At 60.1% G+C, this 19,095-nt stretch carries 16 protein-coding genes and 1 pseudogene; 10 read left to right on the top strand and 7 right to left on the bottom strand.

What is annotated here, in order from left to right; genetic code table 11:
• Positions 1-170 precede the first annotated feature (170 nt).
• From ACP7E4_RS16290 to hutG, 7 genes are all read left to right on the top strand, one after another.
• Positions 171-1,139 carry an ABC transporter substrate-binding protein gene (locus ACP7E4_RS16290; RefSeq protein ID WP_426116016.1) on the top strand — a complete coding sequence of 323 codons (969 nt, stop codon included), beginning with the start codon at positions 171-173 and terminating at the stop codon, positions 1,137-1,139.
• 136 nt (positions 1,140-1,275) lie between these two features.
• Entirely contained in the window at positions 1,276-2,127 is an 852-nt protein-coding gene (locus ACP7E4_RS16285) for an ABC transporter permease (RefSeq protein WP_426116014.1), read from the top strand.
• Positions 2,124-2,954 carry a quaternary amine ABC transporter ATP-binding protein gene (locus ACP7E4_RS16280; protein WP_426116012.1) on the top strand — a complete coding sequence of 277 codons (831 nt, stop codon included), beginning with the start codon at positions 2,124-2,126 and terminating at the stop codon, positions 2,952-2,954. Before ACP7E4_RS16285 ends, ACP7E4_RS16280 begins: the two co-directional genes overlap by 4 nt.
• An 11-nt stretch (positions 2,955-2,965) precedes the next feature.
• On the top strand, positions 2,966-4,522 hold the full coding sequence (hutH, locus tag ACP7E4_RS16275) for a histidine ammonia-lyase (protein WP_426116010.1): 1,557 nt from the start codon (positions 2,966-2,968) through the stop codon (positions 4,520-4,522).
• 130 nt (positions 4,523-4,652) lie between these two features.
• Positions 4,653-6,044 carry an amino acid permease gene (locus ACP7E4_RS16270; RefSeq protein ID WP_426116008.1) on the top strand — a complete coding sequence of 464 codons (1,392 nt, stop codon included), beginning with the start codon at positions 4,653-4,655 and terminating at the stop codon, positions 6,042-6,044.
• A 14-nt stretch (positions 6,045-6,058) separates the two neighbouring features.
• Complete coding sequence (gene hutI / locus ACP7E4_RS16265; protein WP_426116006.1) at positions 6,059-7,264, top strand: imidazolonepropionase; 1,206 nt, start codon at positions 6,059-6,061, stop codon at positions 7,262-7,264.
• A 10-nt stretch (positions 7,265-7,274) separates the two neighbouring features.
• Positions 7,275-8,078 carry an N-formylglutamate deformylase gene (hutG, locus tag ACP7E4_RS16260; protein WP_426116004.1) on the top strand — a complete coding sequence of 268 codons (804 nt, stop codon included), beginning with the start codon at positions 7,275-7,277 and terminating at the stop codon, positions 8,076-8,078.
• 195 nt (positions 8,079-8,273) lie between these two features.
• On the opposite strand, the gene ACP7E4_RS16255 is transcribed toward hutG, so the two are convergent.
• A complete protein-coding gene (locus tag ACP7E4_RS16255; protein ID WP_426116002.1) occupies positions 8,274-10,541 on the bottom strand; it encodes a heavy metal translocating P-type ATPase in 2,268 nt (755 codons plus the stop codon).
• Positions 10,542-10,624: 83 nt separating this feature from the next.
• Here ACP7E4_RS16255 and cadR point away from each other — a divergent pair, with 83 nt between their 5' ends.
• Positions 10,625-11,071, top strand: a complete 447-nt coding sequence (gene cadR / locus ACP7E4_RS16250) for a Cd(II)/Pb(II)-responsive transcriptional regulator (RefSeq protein WP_426116000.1) — start codon at positions 10,625-10,627, stop codon at positions 11,069-11,071.
• Positions 11,072-11,206: 135 nt separating this feature from the next.
• On the opposite strand, the gene ACP7E4_RS16245 is transcribed toward cadR, so the two are convergent.
• Together ACP7E4_RS16245 and lgt are read right to left on the bottom strand one after the other, a co-directional pair.
• Entirely contained in the window at positions 11,207-12,178 is a 972-nt protein-coding gene (locus ACP7E4_RS16245; protein WP_426115998.1) for a thymidylate synthase, read from the bottom strand.
• 52 nt (positions 12,179-12,230) lie between these two features.
• Positions 12,231-13,040, bottom strand: a complete 810-nt coding sequence (lgt, locus tag ACP7E4_RS16240) for a prolipoprotein diacylglyceryl transferase (protein WP_065831655.1) — start codon at positions 13,038-13,040, stop codon at positions 12,231-12,233.
• A gap of 206 nt (positions 13,041-13,246) precedes the next feature.
• Between lgt and ACP7E4_RS16235 the strand changes: the two genes are divergently transcribed.
• Positions 13,247-13,993 (top strand): NRDE family protein, encoded by a 747-nt coding sequence (locus ACP7E4_RS16235; protein ID WP_426115996.1) that lies wholly within the window; start codon positions 13,247-13,249, stop codon positions 13,991-13,993.
• A 116-nt stretch (positions 13,994-14,109) separates the two neighbouring features.
• On the opposite strand, the gene ptsP is transcribed toward ACP7E4_RS16235, so the two are convergent.
• Positions 14,110-16,389: a phosphoenolpyruvate--protein phosphotransferase gene (ptsP, locus tag ACP7E4_RS16230; RefSeq protein ID WP_065831657.1), complete on the bottom strand. Its 2,280-nt coding sequence runs from the start codon at positions 16,387-16,389 to the stop codon at positions 14,110-14,112.
• A 21-nt stretch (positions 16,390-16,410) separates the two neighbouring features.
• A complete protein-coding gene (locus ACP7E4_RS16225; protein WP_020293475.1) occupies positions 16,411-16,890 on the bottom strand; it encodes an RNA pyrophosphohydrolase in 480 nt (159 codons plus the stop codon).
• Between the two features lie 142 nt (positions 16,891-17,032).
• Between ACP7E4_RS16225 and ACP7E4_RS16220 the strand changes: the two genes are divergently transcribed.
• Positions 17,033-17,689 carry an HAD family hydrolase gene (locus ACP7E4_RS16220; protein ID WP_426115993.1) on the top strand — a complete coding sequence of 219 codons (657 nt, stop codon included), beginning with the start codon at positions 17,033-17,035 and terminating at the stop codon, positions 17,687-17,689.
• A 140-nt stretch (positions 17,690-17,829) separates the two neighbouring features.
• Here the strand turns inward: ACP7E4_RS16220 and ACP7E4_RS16215 are convergent, their stop codons facing one another.
• Both ACP7E4_RS16215 and ACP7E4_RS16210 read right to left on the bottom strand, forming a co-directional pair.
• A complete protein-coding gene (locus ACP7E4_RS16215) occupies positions 17,830-18,255 on the bottom strand; it encodes a DUF2269 domain-containing protein (protein WP_426115991.1) in 426 nt (141 codons plus the stop codon).
• A 132-nt stretch (positions 18,256-18,387) separates the two neighbouring features.
• Positions 18,388-19,095 (bottom strand): annotated as a pseudogene (locus ACP7E4_RS16210) (threonine ammonia-lyase, biosynthetic); the annotation flags it as partial.

Genomic DNA, 19,095 nt, shown 5'->3' with positions numbered 1-19,095 from the left:
TGCAGCGAATGTACTGGCCCCTTCCCGGCTAAAGCCGGTCCCACCAGTTCGATGCCGTAACGCCAGCAAGGGACACAACGCTCAGGACCATCAAGTGTCCAAGCGTCAGGCCGGATGCCTGTTTTTGATCGGAAACTGCCAATCCCATTTCCTGACTCGGAGCTTCAATAATGAAAATGAACAAGGCCCTGCTTTCCACGACGCTTTGCCTGGGAATGCTCACCGCCGCCGGTGCAAGCCAGGCAGCTGGCTGGTGCGAGTCCGGCAAGCCGGTGAAATTCGCCGGTTTGAACTGGGAAAGCGCAATGCTGCTGACCGACGTGCTGCAGGTTGTCCTGAACAAAGGCTACGGCTGTGAAGTCGACAGTCTGCCGGGCAATTCCATCACCATGGAAAACGCCTTGAGCACCAATGACATTCAGGTGTTCGCCGAGGAATGGGTAGGCCGCAGCGAAGTCTGGAACAAAGCAGAGAAAGCCGGGAAAGTCGTCGGTGTCGGCTCGCCGGTCAAAGGCGCGATTGAAGGCTGGTACGTGCCGCGCTATGTGATCGAAGGCGATGCCAAGCGCAAGCTGGAAGCCAAGGCGCCGAACCTCAAGTCAATCAGCGATCTGGCCCAGTATTCGACCCTGTTCAAGGACGCCGAAGAGCCTGACAAGGGCCGCTTCTACAACTGCCCGGCCGGCTGGACCTGCGAGCTGGAAAACTCCGAGATGCTCAAGAGCTACGGCCTGGAAAGCAAGTACACCAACTTCCGCCCAGGCACCGGCCCGGCGCTGGATGCAGCGATTCTGTCCAGCTACAAACGTGGCGAGCCGATCCTGACGTACTACTGGTCGCCGACGCCGCTGATGGGTCAGGTGGACATGGTTCGTCTTGAAGAAAAAGCCGGAGTGAACAAGACCATCGACATCAAGGTCGGCCTGTCCAAAGCCTTCCATGAACAGGCCCCGGAACTGGTGGCGGTGATGGAAAAGGTCAACATCCCTATCGATTTGCTGAACCAGAACCTGGCGCGCATGACCAAGGATCGCATCGAGTCGCCGAAGCTGGCGAAGATCTTCCTCAAGGAACATCCTGAAGTCTGGCACGCCTGGGTCAGCGCAGAAGCGGCCAAGAAGGTTGATGCTTCGTTGTAAGGGCAAAGCTTTGTGGGACCGGCTTTAGCCGGGAAGGCGGCATAACTGACGAAAGAAGTGCAGTGAATGTACCAGCGTCTTCCTGGCTAAAGCCGGTCCCACAGATCAACCGCAATCCAGTTCAGAGAGCACCTTTATGTTCCCCGAAAGCTTCACGTTCTCCATCGCCAACTGGGTCAATGACTGGGTCGACGCGCTGGTCACCAATTATGGCGACGTGTTCCGGCACATTTCCGACACGCTGCTGTGGGCCATCGTCCGTCTCGAAGGTTTGCTGCGCATCGCGCCTTGGTGGGTATTGCTCGCCATCGTCGGCGGCATTGCCTGGCACGCGACCCGCAAATTGACCACCACCGCCGTCATCGTCGGCCTGCTGTTTCTGGTAGGCGCGGTTGGTCTGTGGGACAAACTCATGCAGACCCTGGCGTTGATGCTGGTCGCCACGTTGATTTCGGTGGTCATCGGCATTCCGCTGGGCATTCTGTCGGCGCGCAGCAATCGCCTGCGCTCGATACTCATGCCGCTGCTGGACATCATGCAGACCATGCCCAGCTTCGTGTACCTGATCCCGGTCCTGATGCTGTTTGGCCTGGGCAAGGTTCCGGCGATTTTCGCCACGGTGATCTACGCCGCGCCGCCGCTGATTCGCCTGACCGATCTGGGCATCCGGCAGGTCGATGGCGAGGTGATGGAAGCGATCAACGCATTCGGCGCCAATCGCTGGCAGCAACTGTTTGGCGTGCAACTGCCGCTGGCCTTGCCGAGCATCATGGCCGGGATCAACCAGACCACGATGATGGCGCTGTCGATGGTGGTGATCGCTTCGATGATTGGCGCTCGCGGGCTGGGCGAAGACGTATTGGTAGGGATTCAGACACTCAACGTCGGGCGCGGGCTGGAAGCCGGTCTGGCCATCGTGATTCTCGCGGTGGTGATCGACCGTATCACTCAGGCCTATGGCCGCCCACGGCATGAGGCGAACAAATGATGAGCGTCGAACCGAATAAAATCGTGGTCAAGAACGTCTACAAGATTTTCGGCAGCCGTGCCCAGGACGCACTGAACATGGTCCGCCAGAACCAGAGCAAGGATCAGGTCCTGGCGCAGACGGGCTGCGTGGTTGGCGTAAACGACCTGTCGCTGTCCATTGGCAGCGGCGAAATCTTCGTCATCATGGGCCTTTCCGGCTCCGGAAAATCGACCCTTGTGCGCCACTTCAATCGGCTGATCGATCCAACCAGCGGCGAAATCCTCGTCGATGGCGAGAACATTCTGACCTACGACATGGAAGCCTTGCGTCAATTCCGTCGGCACAAGATCAGCATGGTGTTCCAGAGCTTCGGCCTGCTGCCGCACAAGACCGTGCAGGACAACGTCGCCTACGGCCTGAAAGTTCGCGGCGAAAGCAAAGAGCATTGCGCCGAACGCGCGCTGCACTGGATCAGCACCGTGGGCCTTAAAGGCTACGAGAACAAATACCCGCATCAGCTTTCCGGCGGCATGCGCCAACGGGTGGGTCTGGCGCGAGCCTTGGCGGCGGACACCGATATCATTCTGATGGACGAAGCCTTCAGCGCCCTCGATCCGCTGATCCGCGCCGAAATGCAGGACCAGTTGCTGGAACTGCAAAGCGCGCTGAAGAAAACCATCGTGTTCATCACCCACGACCTGGACGAAGCCGTGCGCATCGGCAACCGGATCGCGATCCTCAAGGATGGCCGGTTGATTCAGGTTGGCACCCCAAAAGAAATCCTCCACTCCCCTGCAGATGATTACGTAGATCGTTTCGTGCAGCGCCGTGCGGTCATTTTGTAAGGACGTTCGAGATGTTGCCAGTTGAAGAAATCGTAATCGACGAAGGCCCGCTGCGTTGGCAGGATGTGGTCGCCGTGGCCCGTAACGGCGCGCACTTGAGCCTGTCGGCCGGCGCCTGGGCGCGGATCGACAATGCTCAGGCCATCGTCGAGTGCATCGTCGCCAGCGGCGAACGCGCGTATGGCGTGAATACCGGGCTCGGCGCGTTGTGCAACGTCTCGCTGCATGGCGAGCAGTTGAGCCAGTTGTCACGCAATACCCTGCTCAGCCATGCCTGTGGCGTCGGCACCGCGCTGCCCGACGAACAGACCCGAGCGATCATCTGCGCGGCGATCATCAATTACAGCCAGGGCAAGTCCGGGCTGCATCGGCAAGTGGTTGAAGCCCTGCTGACCTTGCTCAATCGGCAGATTACCCCGCAGGTGCCATCCCAGGGTTCGGTCGGCTACCTCACGCACATGGCGCACATCGGCATCGCGCTGCTGGGCGTCGGCAACGTCAGCTATCGCGGCCACGTCATGCCAGCCTTGCAGGCGCTGGACGCTGAAGGCCTGAGCCCGGTGGTCCTCGGCGCCAAGGACGGCTTATGTCTGGTCAACGGTACGCCGTGCATGACCGGTTTGAGCTGCCTGGCCATCGCCGATGCGCAACGCCTGACGCAATGGGCCGATGTGGTCGGCGCCATGAGTTTCGAAGCCCTGCGTGGCCAACTGAATGCTTTCGACCCAGAAATCATCGCGCTTAAACCGCATCCCGGCATGCAAATCGTCGGCAGCAACCTGCGCAGCCTGCTCGATGGCAGCGAAGTGCTTGCCAACAGTAAGGGCATTCGCACCCAGGACGCGCTGAGCATTCGCTCGATTCCGCAGGTGCATGGCGCCACTCGCGATCAACTGGCCCATGCCACCCGGCAGATCGAAATCGAGCTGAATTCTGCGACTGATAATCCCCTGGTGCTGGGCACGCCCGAAGCATATCGCGTGGTGTCCCAGGCCAACCCGCACGGTCAATCCGTGGCGATGGCGGCGGATTTGCTGGCGATTGCCGTGGCGGAACTGGGCTCTATCGCCGAGCGCCGCCTGGATCGCCTGATCAACCCGACGGTCAGCGGTTTGCCAGCGTTTCTGGTCAGCCAGCCGGGGGTGAACTCCGGGATGATGATCGTCCAGTACGTCGCCGCTTCGCTGTGCGCGGAGAACCGGCAACTGGCGCAACCGGCGGTCACCGACAATTACGTGACCTCCGGCTTGCAGGAAGATCACCTGAGCATGGGCACCAACGCGGCGCTGAAACTGCATCGGGTGCTGGATAACGCCACGCAGATTCTGGCCATCGAATATTTGCTGGCGGCCCAGGCGTTCGAATTCTTCAAAGGGCAACGCTTTGGCGTCGGCACCGACGCCGCCTGGCGCCTGCTGCGCGAACACGTCCCGGCCTACGACGAAGACCGCTGGCTAGCGCCGGACATCGCCGCCAGCGCGGCATTGTTGAAGAGTGAAGCGTTGTTGGAGACTGTGCTGGCGGAACTGGTTCCTGTGGGGGCCAGTCCAGTCAAACTAAACGTATAGACATCCGTGACACCGGATGTCAGCCAGGCGACACCCGACACAGCGCCGATTCGAGCAACGCAGCCAAACGGTTATCCTTGCCGCCTTGAGCAACTGGCAGTTCGCTGGAAAGAACGGAATTGGATTGGAAATGACGTCACAACAAGGTTTGAAACGCGGGCTGTCGGCCCGTCACATTCGCTTCATGGCCCTGGGATCGGCCATTGGCACCGGGCTGTTCTACGGTTCGGCCTCGGCCATTCAGATGGCTGGGCCAGCGGTGCTGCTCGCTTATCTGATCGGCGGCGCAGCAGTGTTCATGGTCATGCGCGCCCTGGGCGAAATGGCGGTACACAATCCGGTAGCGGGCTCGTTCAGCGAGTACGCCAGCACGTATCTGGGACCGATGGCGGGCTTCGTCCTGGGCTGGACCTACGCCTTTGAAATGATCATCGTCTGCCTCGCCGACGTGACCGCCTTCGGCATCTACATGGGTTTCTGGTTTCCGGATGTGCCGCGCTGGATCTGGGTGCTGAGCATCGTGTTCCTGATCGGCGCGCTGAACCTGTGCAACGTGAAAGTCTTCGGCGAAACCGAGTTCTGGCTGTCGCTGCTCAAAGTCAGCGCCATTGTCGCGATGATCGTTGCCGGCTTTGGCCTGTTGCTGTTCGGCGTCACGCTGACCGGCGCAGAAACCGTGCCCAGCGTCAGCAACCTGTGGAGCCACGGCGGCTTCATGCCCAACGGCATCGGCGGCCTGATCGCCTGTTTCGCGGTGGTGATGTTCGCGTTTGGCGGGATCGAAATCATCGGCATCACGGCGGGTGAAGCGCAAGATCCGCAACACACAATCCCGCGCGCCATCAATGCCGTGCCGCTGCGCATCCTGCTGTTCTACGTGCTAACCCTGTTTGTGCTGATGTCGTTATTTCCCTGGTCGCAAATCACCAAGGCCAACAGCCCGTTCGTGCAGATTTTCTCCAGCCTGGGCATTCCGTGGGCCGCCGCGCTGCTCAACATCGTGGTGATTTCCGCAGCGGTTTCGGCGATCAACAGCGATATCTTCGGTGCCGGTCGCATGATGTATGGTCTTTCCCAGCAGGGTCAGGCGCCAAAAAGCTTTTCCCGTTTGTCGAAACAGGGTGTGCCGTGGATGACCGTGCTGGTGATGGGCATCGCCTTGCTGGGCGGAGTGCTGCTCAATTACCTGATCCCGGAAAACGTTTTCCTGCTGATCGCGTCGCTGGCGACCTTCGCTACGGTTTGGGTCTGGCTGATGATCCTCCTGACGCAAGTGGCGATGCGCCGCGCCATGAGTCGCGAAGAAGTCGCGCGATTGAAATTCCCGGTGCCGTTCTGGCCGGCCGCTCCGGCAGCGGCCATCGTTTTCATGCTGTTCATCTTCGGCGTGCTGGGCTACTTCCCGGATAACCGCGCGGCGCTGATCGTCGGTGCGGTCTGGGTTGTCTTGCTGGTGGTCGCTTATAACGCCTGGATCAAACCCGGCATCCATAATCAAAAGAAACCTTCCCCCACTCGATAGCCTCGGAGACCCGAATGAAAACGCTCTGGAAGCACTGCCATGTGGCGAGCATGGCGCAAGGCAAGTACTCGATCATCGAGGATGCCGCCATCGTGACCTCTGGAGCGTGTATCGAATGGATCGGGCCGCAAACGCAGCTGGTCGAGTCGGACTACGAGAGCGTCGTTGATCTTAACGGCGCGTGGGTGACGCCGGGGCTGATCGATTGCCACACGCACACCGTGTTCGGCGGCAATCGAAGCGGCGAATTCGAGCAGCGTCTGCAAGGTGTGAGCTATGCCGAGATCGCCGCAGCCGGTGGCGGCATTGCCAGCACCGTGCGTGCGACTCGCGCTGCCAGCGAAGACGAGCTGTATGCCAGCGCCGAAAATCGCCTGCGGCATCTACTCAAGGATGGCGTGACCACGGTCGAGATGAAATCCGGCTATGGTCTGGATCTGGCCAATGAGCGCAAGTTGCTGCGGGTCATCCGTCGCCTGGGCAACACCTTGCCGATCACCGTGCGCAGCACCTGTCTGGCCGCTCATGCCTTGCCGCCGGAATACACCGACCGAGCCGACGATTACATCAATCACATTTGCAGCGAAATGCTACCCGCGTTGGCCGATGAAGGGCTGGTCGACGCCGTGGATGCGTTTTGCGAATACCTGGCGTTTTCCCCCGCGCAGGTCGAGCAGGTGTTCATCACGGCGGGTCAATTGGGTTTGCCGGTGAAACTGCACGCCGAGCAATTGTCCTCCCTGGCCGGCTCCAGTCTGGCGGCGCGCTATCACGCGTTGTCGGCGGACCATCTGGAATTCATGACCGAAGCCGACGCCATCGCCATGGGCGCAGCCGGAACCGTCGCGGTGCTGCTGCCCGGCGCTTATTACTTCCTGCGTGAGACCCAGCTGCCGCCCATGGACGCCTTGCGCAAACATGGCGTCGATATCGCCATCGCCAGCGACCTCAACCCCGGCACGTCTCCCGCGCTGTCCCTGCGCCTGATGCTGAACATGGCGTGTACGCTGTTTCGCATGACACCCGAAGAAGCCCTCGCGGGCGTCACGATCAATGCCGCCAAGGCGCTGGGCATGAGCGACACTCATGGCTCGCTGGAAGTGGGCAAGTTCGCCGATTTCGTGGCGTGGAACATCGAACGCCCAGCCGACCTGGCCTATTGGCTGGGCGGTGATCTGGACAAACGCATCGTGCGCCACGGCGTCGAATCCCTGATTTAAGGAGAGACCGATGGACAACGTTCTGAAATTTTCTCGCGGCAGCGTGCCGCTGCTGATCAGCATGCCCCACGCCGGATTGCATCTGACGCCTGCGGTCGAAGCCGGTCTTGTGGATGAGGCCCTGAGCCTGCCGGACACCGACTGGCATATCCCGCAACTCTATGACTTCGCCGCCGAACTGGGCGCCAGCACCCTGGCGGCCGAATATTCGCGTTTCGTCATCGACCTGAATCGCCCGTCCGACGACAAACCGCTGTATGCCGGCGCGACCACCGGGCTGTTCCCGTCGATCCTGTTCGATGGCGTGCCGCTGTTCAAGGAAGGTCAGGAGCCGAGCGCCGAGGAGCGCGCGCGTTATCTGGAGCAGATCTGGACGCCGTACCACCAGACGATTGAGCAAGAGCTGGCAAGGCTGCGCGATGAGTTCGGCTATGCGCTGCTGTTCGACGCCCACTCGATTCGCGGACATATCCCACACCTGTTTGAAGGCCGCCTGCCGGACTTCAACCTCGGCACCTTCAACGGCGCCAGTTGTGATGCTGAGTTAGGCCAACGCGTGGAAGCCATCTGCACCGCCGCCACCGATTACAGCCATGTGCTTAATGGCCGTTTCAAAGGCGGCCACATCACCCGTCACTACGGCGATCCAGCCAGCAATATCCATGCGGTGCAACTGGAACTGACCCAAAGCACCTACATGGAAGAATTTGTGCCGTTTCATTACCGCCCTGATCTGGCCGAGCCGATGCGGGTGGTGTTGCGGCAGTTGCTGGAGGGGATAATCGCGTGGGGACAGACTAAATACGGTCGTTAAACCTGTGGGAGATTCTATTGGGGGCAACCCACAGATGTGGTGTCTGCACCGACGCCTTCCCGGATAAATCCGGTCCCACGAGATGACCGCATTTCACCTGTGGGAGCGAGCTTGCTCGCGAATTGATACATCAGGCAGCACAGTATTGCCTGACCCAACGCTTTCGCGAGCAAGCTCGCTCCCACAGTTCGCTGTTTATTTTTTCAGCAACCGCAACCCGTTGAACACCACCAGCAAACTCACGCCCATGTCAGCGAACACAGCCATCCACATGGTCGCCATACCGGCAAAGGTGACTACCAAAAAGATCGCCTTGATCACCAGCGCCAGGATGATGTTCTGCTTCAAGATCGCCGAGGTGCGGCGCGACAGTTGAATGAATGCCGGGATCTTGCGCAGATCGTCGTCCATCAGGGCGACATCAGCAGTTTCAATCGCGGTATCGGTCCCGGCAGCGGCCATGGCGAAACCGATTTCGGCGCGGGCCAGGGCTGGCGCGTCGTTGATGCCGTCGCCGACCATGCCGACCCGATGACCTTGAGCGTACAGCGCCTCAATTGCCTGCAACTTGTCCGCTGGCATCAGATTGCCTTGCGCCTGATCGATGCCCACCTGCGCTGCAATCGCCTTGGCGGTGTGCGGGTTATCGCCGGTCAACATCAGGGTTTTCACGCCCAGCTTATGCAGTTGCTCAATGGCCTCGCGGCTGCTGTCCTTAACGGTATCGGCCACGGCGAACAACGCCAGCGGGCCGCTGTTATCCAGCAACAACACCACGCTTTTGCCCTGTTTTTCCAGCACATCGAGCTGCGCTTCCAGTTCTGGCGAACACAGGCCCAACTCTTCCACCAGGCGGTGGTTGCCCAGGTGATACACCTCGCCGTTGATCTCGCCGCGCACACCACGGCCCGCCAACGCCTCCAATGCGGTAACCTCATGCAAGGTCAGGCGCTTTTCTGCTGCCTGGGCGATTGCCTGGGAAACCGGGTGATCGGAGCGTCCGGACAGGCTGGCGACGACAGCCGGAACCAACTCGCCAGCGGATTCCTTGAGCAGGATGTAATCGGTCTGCACCGGTTTGCCGTGGGTAATGGTCCCGGTCTTGTCGAGGGCCAGATAATCAAGCTTCTCGCCCATCTCCAGATAAACGCCGCCTTTGATCAGAATGCCCTTGCGCGCCGCAGCCGCCAGGCCACTGACAATCGTCACCGGCGTGGAAATCACCAGCGCACACGGACACGCCACCACCAGCAACACCAGCGCGCGATAGATCCAGTCGAACCATACTGCGCCCATGAACAGCGGCGGAATGATCGCCACGGCCAACGCCAGCAGGAAAACCGCCGGCGTATAGATGCGTGAAAAGCTGTCGACGAAGCGTTGTGTCGGGGCGCGCGCGCCCTGCGCGGCTTCCACCGCATGAATGATCCGCGCCAGTGTCGAGTTGTTGGCTGCGGCCGTAACCTTGTATTCCAGCGAACCCGACTGATTGATCGTGCCCGCGAAGACTTTGTCGCCTTCAGCCTTCTCGACTGGCAGGCTTTCACCGGTAATCGGTGCTTGATCGATGGTGGAATTCCCGGAAACCACTTCGCCGTCCAGGGCAATCCGTTCGCCGGGCTTTACCCGCACGATGGCGCCAAGCTCGATGCTTTTCGCGCCCAGTTCCAGCCATTGACCATCAGCCTGGCGCACCGTCGCCACTTCCGGCGTCAGTTGCAGCAGCCCGCCGATGGCGTTACGGGCGCGGTCCAGGGACTTGGCTTCGATCAACTCGGCCACGGTAAACAGGAACATCACCATGGCCGCTTCCGGCCATTGTCCGATCAGCACGGCACCGGTCACGGCGATGCTCATCAACGCGTTAATGTTCAGGTTGAAGTTCTTGAGGGCGATCCAGCCTTTTTTGTAAGTGGTGAGTCCGCCACTGAGAATGGCCACCAAGGCGACCAGCGCAACAACCCAGTTCGGCGCGAGGTCAGCGAAGTGGATCACCTCTGAAGCCAGCGCGGCGACGCCCGACAACGCCAGCGGCCACCAAGGTTTCTTCACCGGCGGCAGCGAAGCGGTATCAACGCTGGCGCCCTCTTCAATCGGCTCGGCCTGCATGCCCAACGACGAGATCGCTTCACGAATCGGCTCAGTCGACGGCAATTCGTGCCAGACGCCGAGCATCCGGTTGATCAGGTTGAATTCGAGCTTCTGCACACCGGCCAGCTTGCCCAGTTTGTTCTGGATCAAGGTCTGTTCGGTAGGACAATCCATCTGCTCGATGCGGAAACTGCTCAGCCGACCGCCAGACGCTGGTGCATCGCTGAAGGTAACGACAGCGGGTGCCGCGTCCGTAGAGCAGCAACTATGTTCGTGCTTGGCGTGGCTATGTTCTGAATGGGCATGATCGTGCGCCGAATGGTCGTGTTCGGCATGTTCGTGTTTCGGATCGATTGGGGTCGCTTGGCTCATGGTCCAGTCCTTTGACTTGCTTGTTGCCAAGTGAACACCCTGTAGCCACTATAGGGTCAAGCACCAAAAACAGGATCGACGAGATGAAGATTGGCGAGCTGGCAAAACTGACCGACGCCCAGGTGGAAACCATCCGTTATTACGAGCGCGAAGGGCTGCTGCCGCCTCCGGCGCGCAGTGATGGCAACTACCGGCTGTATACGCAGGCGCATGTGGAGCGGCTGACGTTCATCCGCAATTGCCGTGGCCTGGACATGACCCTGGAAGAGATTCGCAGCCTGCTCAACTTGCGCGACAGCCCGCAGGACCAGTGCGAAAGCGTCAATGCGCTGATCGACGAGCACATCCAGCACGTCAACACCCGCATCGCCAGCCTGCAAGCCCTGCAGGCGCAACTGCTCGACCTGCGTGAACGTTGCAGCGAAGGCGCGCCGGATCATTGCGGGATTCTGGATCGGCTGGAGGTAAGCGGCGGCGTGGCAACGCTGGAATCAGAGCATTCCCATGTGGGCAGGAGTCATGGACATTGAGGGGGTGGGAGCTTCACAAAATTGTGGGAGCGAGCTTGCTCGCGAAGAGATCATTACACCCGACACATATTGGGGCCTGAAAAATCGTCTTCGCAAGCAAGCTTGCTCCCACATTCACCTCATTCCAGCCAGCAGTTAAACCGCCATCGGCGCCGTCATCGCTGGATGGTGTTGGTAACCTTCCAGGGTGAAGTCCGAGGGTTCGATCTGCTCCAGCCACTCCGGCTGATAAACACCGGTCCTGGCAAACTCGGGCACGCGCTCGGAGATCACCAGTTTCGGCATCGGGAACGGCTCGCGGGTCAGCTGCTCGTTGAGCATGTCCAGGTGGTTTTCGTAGACATGGGCATCGCCGATGAAATACGTGAACCAACGCGGCGTGTAGCCCGTCAGGCGACCGATCAGGCTCAGCAAGGCCGCGCCTTCGGTCAGGTTGAATGGGGTGCCCAGCCCCAGATCGTTGGAGCGGATATACAGGGTCAGGGAGATTTCTTTGGTCTCCTGATTCGGGTGGAACTGATACAGCAAATGGCAAGGCGGCAACGCCATTTCGTCCAGTTGCGCGCAATTCCAGCCGTGGAACAGAATCCGGCGACTGCCCGGGTCCTTGATGATCGTGTCGACACACTGGCGAATCTGGTCGATGGCCTTGTACAGCACGACGTAAGCCTGGCCGTTTTCTTCAGATTGGGCGATCTGCTGATAGCCCTGGCTCAGCGCCAGCTCGATGGCGGCCGGACTGCTCAGGTCGATGCGCTTGTAAGCGGGCCATTTGCGCCACTGCACGCCGTAGATCTCGCCCAGATCGTCGTCGCCCTTGCGGAACGGGTTGTCCAGCCACTGGGCGTTTTCGTTGGCGTTTTGATCCCAGACCTTGCAGCCCAGCTCGCGAAATTCGGCAGCGTTATTCACGCCACGCAGGAAACCGACCATTTCGCCAATCGCTGACTTGAAGGCCATGCGCCGCGTGGTGATCGCCGGAAAGCCTTCCTGCAGGTCATAGCGCAGCATGGCGCCGGGAAAGCTGATGGTCTTCACGCCGGTACGGTTGGCTTGCAGCGTCCCGTTCTTGATGACGTGAGCGACGAGTTCCAGATATTGCTTCATAAATTACCTGCATCGATGAATCCGCCGGACAGCCGCGCCCGGCGTTTCGGTGTTAAACCGCTGCGGTCTTGCCCGCAGCGCGATGGTACGCCAGCCAGATCAGCACGATACCGGCGATGATCATCGGCAGGCTGAGGATCTGACCCATGGTGACCCAACCCCATGCGAGGTAACCCAGCTGCGCATCCGGCACGCGGACAAACTCGACGATGAAGCGGAAAATCCCGTAAAACAAGGCGAACATCCCGGAAATAGCCATGGTCGGGCGGGGCTTGCGCGAGAACAGATAGAGGATGAGAAACAGCGCAACGCCTTCCAGCGCGAACTGATACAGCTGCGACGGGTGACGCGGCAGTTGCGCCGGATCGCTGAACGGCGGAAAGACCATGGCCCAAGGCAGGTCGGTCGGCTTGCCCCACAATTCGGCATTGATGAAGTTACCGATACGCCCGGCACCCAGGCCAATCGGCACCAACGGTGCGATGAAGTCCATGAGTTCAAAGAACGACTTACCGTTGCGTCGACCGAACCACCAGGCCGCCAGCATGACGCCGACGAAGCCACCGTGGAACGCCATGCCGCCGCGCCAGACTTCGAAAATCAGCAGCGGATTGGCGATGTACGCGGGCAGATCGTAGAACAACACGTAACCCAGCCGCCCGCCGACGATAACGCCCATGGCCAGCCAGAAAATCATGTCGGAAAGTTTTTCTTTGGTCCAGGTCGGATCAAAGCTGTTCAGGCGACGCGATGCCAGCAGCCACGCACCACCGATGCCGACCAGGTACATCAATCCGTACCAGTGAATTTGCAGCGGGCCGATAGCCACCGCGACCGGGTCAATCTGCGGGTAAGGCAGCATTGCGACTCCTCAAAAAATTCGAACGCTCTTGCGAGCAACTAAACCAGAACACACTAAAGCAGGAAACTTAAACCCACGCTGAACAGCAACGCTGCGGGATCACGCGAAAAGAGAACGGCATGTTACCGGAGCACGGTCTCGCGCTCTACCAGCACGATGGATGTCGGCCCGGTGGATGCGTAGAGTGGTGAAAAAAGGAGTACCGCATGTGTCTGATCGTCTTTGCCTGGCGCCCTTCTCACGCACAACCGCTGATTGTTGCCGCCAATCGTGACGAATTCTACGCGCGTCCCACCCAGCCGTTGGCGCAATGGGTCGATGCGCCGCACGTCTATGCAGGTCGCGATCTGGAAGCGGGCGGCACCTGGCTGGGCATCAGCGCCGACGGGCGATTTGCCGCACTGACCAATATTCGCGACCCTAACCAGCCCTTGGGCCGTCGCTCCCGGGGCGAACTGGTTGCGCAATTTTTGACCGGCCAAGCGCCAATTGAAGAATATTTGTTCGAAGTGGCAGGCCGGGCAGACGAGTACGGCGGCTTCAATCTGCTGGTCGGCGATGGCCAAACGCTGCATTACCTCAATAGCTCGAACCCAGAACCACAGCAATTGAGCGAGGGGGTCTACGGATTATCGAACGCCGGGCTGGACACGCCATGGCCCAAGCTGATCAAGGCCAAGGCCGCATTGAACGCCCAACTGGACGACCCGCAACCAGGGGCGCTGCTGACATTGCTGGGCGATCCAGACACCGCACCGCTCGCGGACCTGCCGGATACTGGGGTGAGTCTGGCCACGGAAACCCTGCTTTCCAGCATCTTCATCGCCAGCCCGACCTACGGCACCCGCGCCAGCACCGCGCTGATCGTCAATGCCGATGGCAGCCGACGCATCGTCGAACACAGTTTCGGGCCGTATGGCGGGGGATTGGGGGAAGTGGAGCTGGTTCTTTAACTGTGCAGACTGTGTGGGACCGGCTTTAGCCGGGAAAGCGGAATTCCTGACACAGCAGATGTGTCGGCAGCCCCCGACGCTTCCCGGATAAATCCGGTCCTACGGTGGTTATTGAATCAATGCCCCTTGACCGACCCCGGATTGATCATCCGCGACAGCCCAAGATTTTTCAGCGCCAGTTGCAGCGAGCTGCTGATGACTTGCGGGTTGTCGTTGGTCATCAATTGCGCAAGCAATTCCTTGGCCTTGCTCAAGTGGATCTGACGCAGCATCCATTTCACTTTCGGCAGGTTGGTGGCGTTCATCGACAGGCTGTCAAAGCCCATCGCCATTAACAGCACCGCAGCCGCCGGATCGCCGGCCATCTCACCGCAGATGCTCACCGGCTTGCCTTCGGCATGGGCGTCGCGCACGACGTTCTGCAAGGCTTGCAGCACCGCCGGGTGCAGATAGTCGTAAAGGTCGGCTACCCGTGGGTTGTTGCGGTCCACCGCCAGCAAATATTGGGTCAGGTCGTTGGAGCCGACCGACAGGAAGTCCACCTGACGCGCCAGATCGCGGGTCTGATAAACCGCCGCAGGCACTTCGATCATCACGCCAACCGGCGGCATCGGCACGTCGGTGCCTTCGTCGCGCACTTCGCCCCACGCGCGGTGGATCAGGTGCAAGGCCTCTTCCACTTCGTGAGTGCTGGAAATCATCGGCAGCAGAATTCGCAGATTGTTCAAGCCTTCACTGGCCTTGAGCATGGCGCGGGTCTGCACCAGGAAGATTTCCGGGTGATCGAGGGTGACGCGAATGCCGCGCCAGCCGAGGAACGGGTTGTCTTCCTTGATCGGGAAGTAGGACAGCGCCTTGTCGCCGCCGATATCAAGGCTGCGCATGGTGACCGGCAATGGGTGGAAAGCGGCCAGTTGCTCGCGGTAGATCGCCAGCTGTTCCTTTTCACTCGGGAAACGCTGGTTAATCATGAACGGCACTTCGGTGCGATACAGACCAACACCTTCGGCGCCACGCTGCTGCGCGCGGGCCACATCGGCCAGCAGACCGGTGTTGACCCACAACGGCATGCGATGGCCGTCCAGCGTTACGCAAGGCAACTCACGCAGGGAATCCAGGCCTTGGGAGAGCTGACGCTCTTCCTCGACCACCTCGGCGAACTGCTTGCGCATGATGTCGCTGGGGTTGGTGAAGACTTCGCCGTGATAGCCGTCGACGATCAGCTCGATGCCGTCAACCTTGGAATACGGCAGATCGACCACGCCCATAACCGTCGGAATACCCATGGCGCGGGCCAGGATCGCGACGTGGGAGTTGCCGGAGCCGAGGACCGAAATCAGGCCGACCAGCTTGCCTTCCGGCACTTCACCCAGCATGGCGGGCGTGAGTTCCTCGCTGACCAGAATCGTGTTATCGGGGTACACCAGCGTCTGTTGCCGGGCTTGTTGCAGGTAGGCCAGCAGGCGACGACCCAGATCCTTGACGTCGGACGCGCGCTCGCGCAGGTAGGCGTCGTCCATCAATTCGAAGCGTTTGACGTGTTCGCTGACCACCGAGCGCAGCGCGCCCTGCGCCCACTGGCCGGTCTTGATGACATTGGTCACTTCGCTGCCCAGCGAGGCATCGTCGAGCATCATCAGGTACACATCGAACAGCGCGCGTTCTTCCGGCCGCAGCTGGGTCGCGAGCTTGGCGGACAAAGTGCGCATGTCGCCGCGCACGCCTTCCAGGGCGGTCTGAAACAAGGCCAGCTCGGCGGCGATGTCAGTGACGGTCTTGTCCGGCACCACTTCCAGATCGGCGGGCGGCAGCATGACCACGGCCACGCCCACGGCAGCACCGGGCGAACCGGCGACGCCGACAAATTTTGCTTCCTGAATCCCTTTGCCCTGACGACCAAGACCCCGGATCGAGCCGGTGGCCTCAGCGTGGGCGATAACGCCGGCGAGCTGCGCGCTCATCGTCACGAGGAAAGCTTCTTCCCCTTCGTCGAACTGGCGCCGCTCCTTTTGCTGGATGACCAGTACGCCCACCACGCGACGGTGGTGAATGATCGGCGCTCCAAGGAATGAGGCGAAACGCTCCTCGCCGGTTTCGGCAAAGTAGCGATAACGTGGGTGATCGGCGGCGTTTTCGAGGTTCAGCGGCTCTTCGCGGGTGCCGACCAGACCGACCAGGCCCTCGTTCGGGGCCATGCTGACTTTGCCGATCGAGCGCTTGTTCAGACCCTCGGTCGCCATCAGCACGAAACGATTGGCTTCGGGGTCGAGCAAGTAGACCGAGCAGACCTGGCTGCCCATGGCCTCTTTTACGCGTAACACAATAATGCCCAACGCCGCCTTTAGATCCTTGGCGGAGTTAACTTCCTGGACGATCTTGCGCAGCGTATTGAGCATGGCTCGGGGTCGAACTCCGTGTCAGTCGCGCGATAAAAGGCGCGGGGCAAGCTCTTTGAGTGCGCGTCGATACACCTCGCGCTTGAATGTCACCACCTGACCCAGCGGATACCAATAACTGACCCAGCGCCAGCCATCGAACTCCGGTTTCCCGGTCAAATCCATCCGCACCCGCTGCTCGTTGGAGACCAGGCGCAGGAGAAACCATTTTTGCTTTTGGCCGATACACAGCGGTTGGCTGTGCGTCCTGACCAGTCGTTGCGGGAGACGATAACGCAACCAGCCTCGTGTACAGGCAAGAATTTGCACATCTTCGCGCTCAAGCCCGACTTCTTCATTCAATTCACGGTAAAGCGCGTCTTCTGGCGTTTCCTGAGGGTTGATCCCGCCTTGTGGAAACTGCCAGGCATCTTGGTTGATTCGCCGAGCCCATAGGACCTGGCCAGCATCGTTTGTCAGAATAATCCCGACATTTGGACGGAAACCATCGGGGTCGATCACGGCAACAACCTCGCAAACGCATGTCGCCGCATTGTTCCACAAAGGCGATCAAAGCAGCAACGAGGCTTAGCAGGTTATGTGAAGACTTGTGAAAACCTCGTATTCTTGGGCTCTTTTTTCAGCAATTTCAGCGGGTAACTGCATGCGTCTGGCCTTATTCGACCTCGACAACACACTTTTGGGCGGCGACAGCGATCACGCATGGGGCGATTACCTGTGCGAGCGCGGCATCCTCGACGCCGTTGTCTACAAAACGCGTAACGACGCGTTTTATCAGGATTACCTGGCCGGAACCTTGAATCTGACCGATTACCTGAACTTCAGCCTGGAAATCCTCGGTTCTACCGATATGGCGCAACTCGACGAGTGGCACCGCGACTTCATGCGCGACTGCATCGAACCGATCATCCTGCCCAAGGCCATGGAACTCATCGCCATGCATCGCGAAGCTGGCGACAAGCTCGTGGTGATCACCGCAACCAATCGTTTCGTCACCGCCCCCATCGTCGCGCGGCTGGGTATCGACACCCTGCTGGCGACCGAATGTGAAGTCATCGACGGACGCTACAGCGGCCGCACCACCGATATACCCTGCTTTCGTGAAGGCAAAGTGACGCGGCTCAATAGATGGCTGGAAGAGAACCACTTCAATCTGGATGACAGCTATTTCTACAGCGACTCGCTGAACGACCTGCCGCTGCTGGAACAAGTCGCCAACCCGGTGGCCGTCGATCCCGACCCGAAACTGCGCGCCGAAGCCGAGAGTCGGGGTTGGCCAGTGATTACGTTGCGCAGTTGATCCCAGCCCTTGGATGGGATGTGATCCTGTGGGACCGGCTTCAGCCGGGAAGAGGCCAGTGAGGCCGACGCATTTGCACTGTCAAAAATGCCGCCTTCCCGGCTAAAGCCGGTCCCACAAGGTGAACCGGGACTTGCTCACTAAACCGGCTTCGCACCCATCAGCCCGGCAATGGCGATAAAGCACACGGCGCTGAAGATTGCCAAACCCAGAGTGATCGCTGGTTTACCGCCGCCTGCGGTGCGCAGTCGATTGAGCCGCGCTACCAGCCACGCCCAACTCAGCGTGCCGAGGGTGTAGAGCACGCTGCTCGCCAGCAGCCAGGTCTGCCCCAGCGACCAGCCAGCGTAATGCACCAGCCACCAGCCGCTGATCGGCATGATCAGCAGACAAAGCCCCATCAGCAACCAGACGAACAGCCACGGCCGCTGCAACAAGCGGTTTTGCACGCTCGCATCGCCTGCACGGCGTTGCTTGATGACGAATCCAGCCAGCCCCAGCGCGCTGAGCAAAAACAGCACAGTGGTGACGACGTGGAGGATTTTGATCGTGGTGAAATGTTCCATTTTCGGAGTGCTCCAGTGAAATAGATGAGCCCGTGGGACCGGCTTTAGCCGGGAAGGCGCAGGTTCAGGCTCTGAAAGTCTAGCGAATGTACCGGCCTCTTCCCGGCTAAAGCCGGTCCCACAACCACCCATTCACCCCAAAAACAGCTTATAAGCCGGATTCTCGCTTTCATCCCAATACGGATAGCCAATCTCGGCCAGCGCCGCCGGGATCAGGTGTCGTTCGTCCTCAGGCACCACCAGTCCGGCCATGACCCGGCCATCCGCCGCGCCGTGGTTGCGGTAGTGGAACATCGAGATATTCCACTGACCGCCCAGCTTGTTGAGGAAGTTGAACAGCGCGCCCGGCCGTTCCGGGAATTCGAAGCGGAACACCACTTCATCGCTGACCCGCTCGGAATGGCCGCCGACCATGTGCCGGATGTGCAGCTTGGCCAGTTCGTTGTCAGTCAAATCCAGCACCGGAAAGCCCTGTTCGGTCAGGCTGGCCACCAAGGCTGCACGCGGATCGGTGTCGGGATGGGTTTGCACGCCGACGAAGATGTGCGCTTCGCGGTCAGTGTGGTAGCGGTAGTTGAATTCGGTGATCTGCCGTTTGCCGATGGCTTCGCAGAAGGCCTTGAAACTGCCCGGCTGCTCGGGGATGGTCACGGCGATGATGGCTTCGCGGCCTTCACCCAGCTCGGCGCGCTCGGCCACATGACGCAGGCGGTCGAAATTAACGTTGGCGCCGGAATCGATAGCCACCAGGGTCTGGCCGCTGACGCCGTAGTGCTCGACGTACTTTTTGATCCCGGCCACGCCCAACGCACCGGCAGGTTCGGTGATCGAGCGGGTATC

Source organism: Pseudomonas sp. DSP3-2-3 (assembly GCF_049898225.1).
Lineage (GTDB): Bacteria > Pseudomonadota > Gammaproteobacteria > Pseudomonadales > Pseudomonadaceae > Aquipseudomonas.
Note: the sequence above shows the minus strand (reverse complement) of the source record. Positions and strands in the feature narration are given on the sequence as shown.

Coding starts and splice junctions, on each gene's coding strand:
- ACP7E4_RS16220 (WP_426115993.1), top strand. CDS start 17,033: ATGCGTCTGGCCTTATTCGACCTCGACAACACACTTTTGGGCGGCGAC.
- ACP7E4_RS16270 (WP_426116008.1), top strand. CDS start 4,653: ATGACGTCACAACAAGGTTTGAAACGCGGGCTGTCGGCCCGTCACATT.
- ACP7E4_RS16290 (WP_426116016.1), top strand. CDS start 171: ATGAAAATGAACAAGGCCCTGCTTTCCACGACGCTTTGCCTGGGAATG.
- ACP7E4_RS16280 (WP_426116012.1), top strand. CDS start 2,124: ATGATGAGCGTCGAACCGAATAAAATCGTGGTCAAGAACGTCTACAAG.
- hutH (WP_426116010.1), top strand. CDS start 2,966: ATGTTGCCAGTTGAAGAAATCGTAATCGACGAAGGCCCGCTGCGTTGG.
- hutI (WP_426116006.1), top strand. CDS start 6,059: ATGAAAACGCTCTGGAAGCACTGCCATGTGGCGAGCATGGCGCAAGGC.
- hutG (WP_426116004.1), top strand. CDS start 7,275: ATGGACAACGTTCTGAAATTTTCTCGCGGCAGCGTGCCGCTGCTGATC.
- cadR (WP_426116000.1), top strand. CDS start 10,625: ATGAAGATTGGCGAGCTGGCAAAACTGACCGACGCCCAGGTGGAAACC.
- ptsP (WP_065831657.1), bottom strand. CDS start 16,389: ATGCTCAATACGCTGCGCAAGATCGTCCAGGAAGTTAACTCCGCCAAG.
- ACP7E4_RS16215 (WP_426115991.1), bottom strand. CDS start 18,255: ATGGAACATTTCACCACGATCAAAATCCTCCACGTCGTCACCACTGTG.
- ACP7E4_RS16285 (WP_426116014.1), top strand. CDS start 1,276: ATGTTCCCCGAAAGCTTCACGTTCTCCATCGCCAACTGGGTCAATGAC.
- ACP7E4_RS16255 (WP_426116002.1), bottom strand. CDS start 10,541: ATGAGCCAAGCGACCCCAATCGATCCGAAACACGAACATGCCGAACAC.
- ACP7E4_RS16235 (WP_426115996.1), top strand. CDS start 13,247: ATGTGTCTGATCGTCTTTGCCTGGCGCCCTTCTCACGCACAACCGCTG.
- lgt (WP_065831655.1), bottom strand. CDS start 13,040: ATGCTGCCTTACCCGCAGATTGACCCGGTCGCGGTGGCTATCGGCCCG.
- ACP7E4_RS16245 (WP_426115998.1), bottom strand. CDS start 12,178: ATGAAGCAATATCTGGAACTCGTCGCTCACGTCATCAAGAACGGGACG.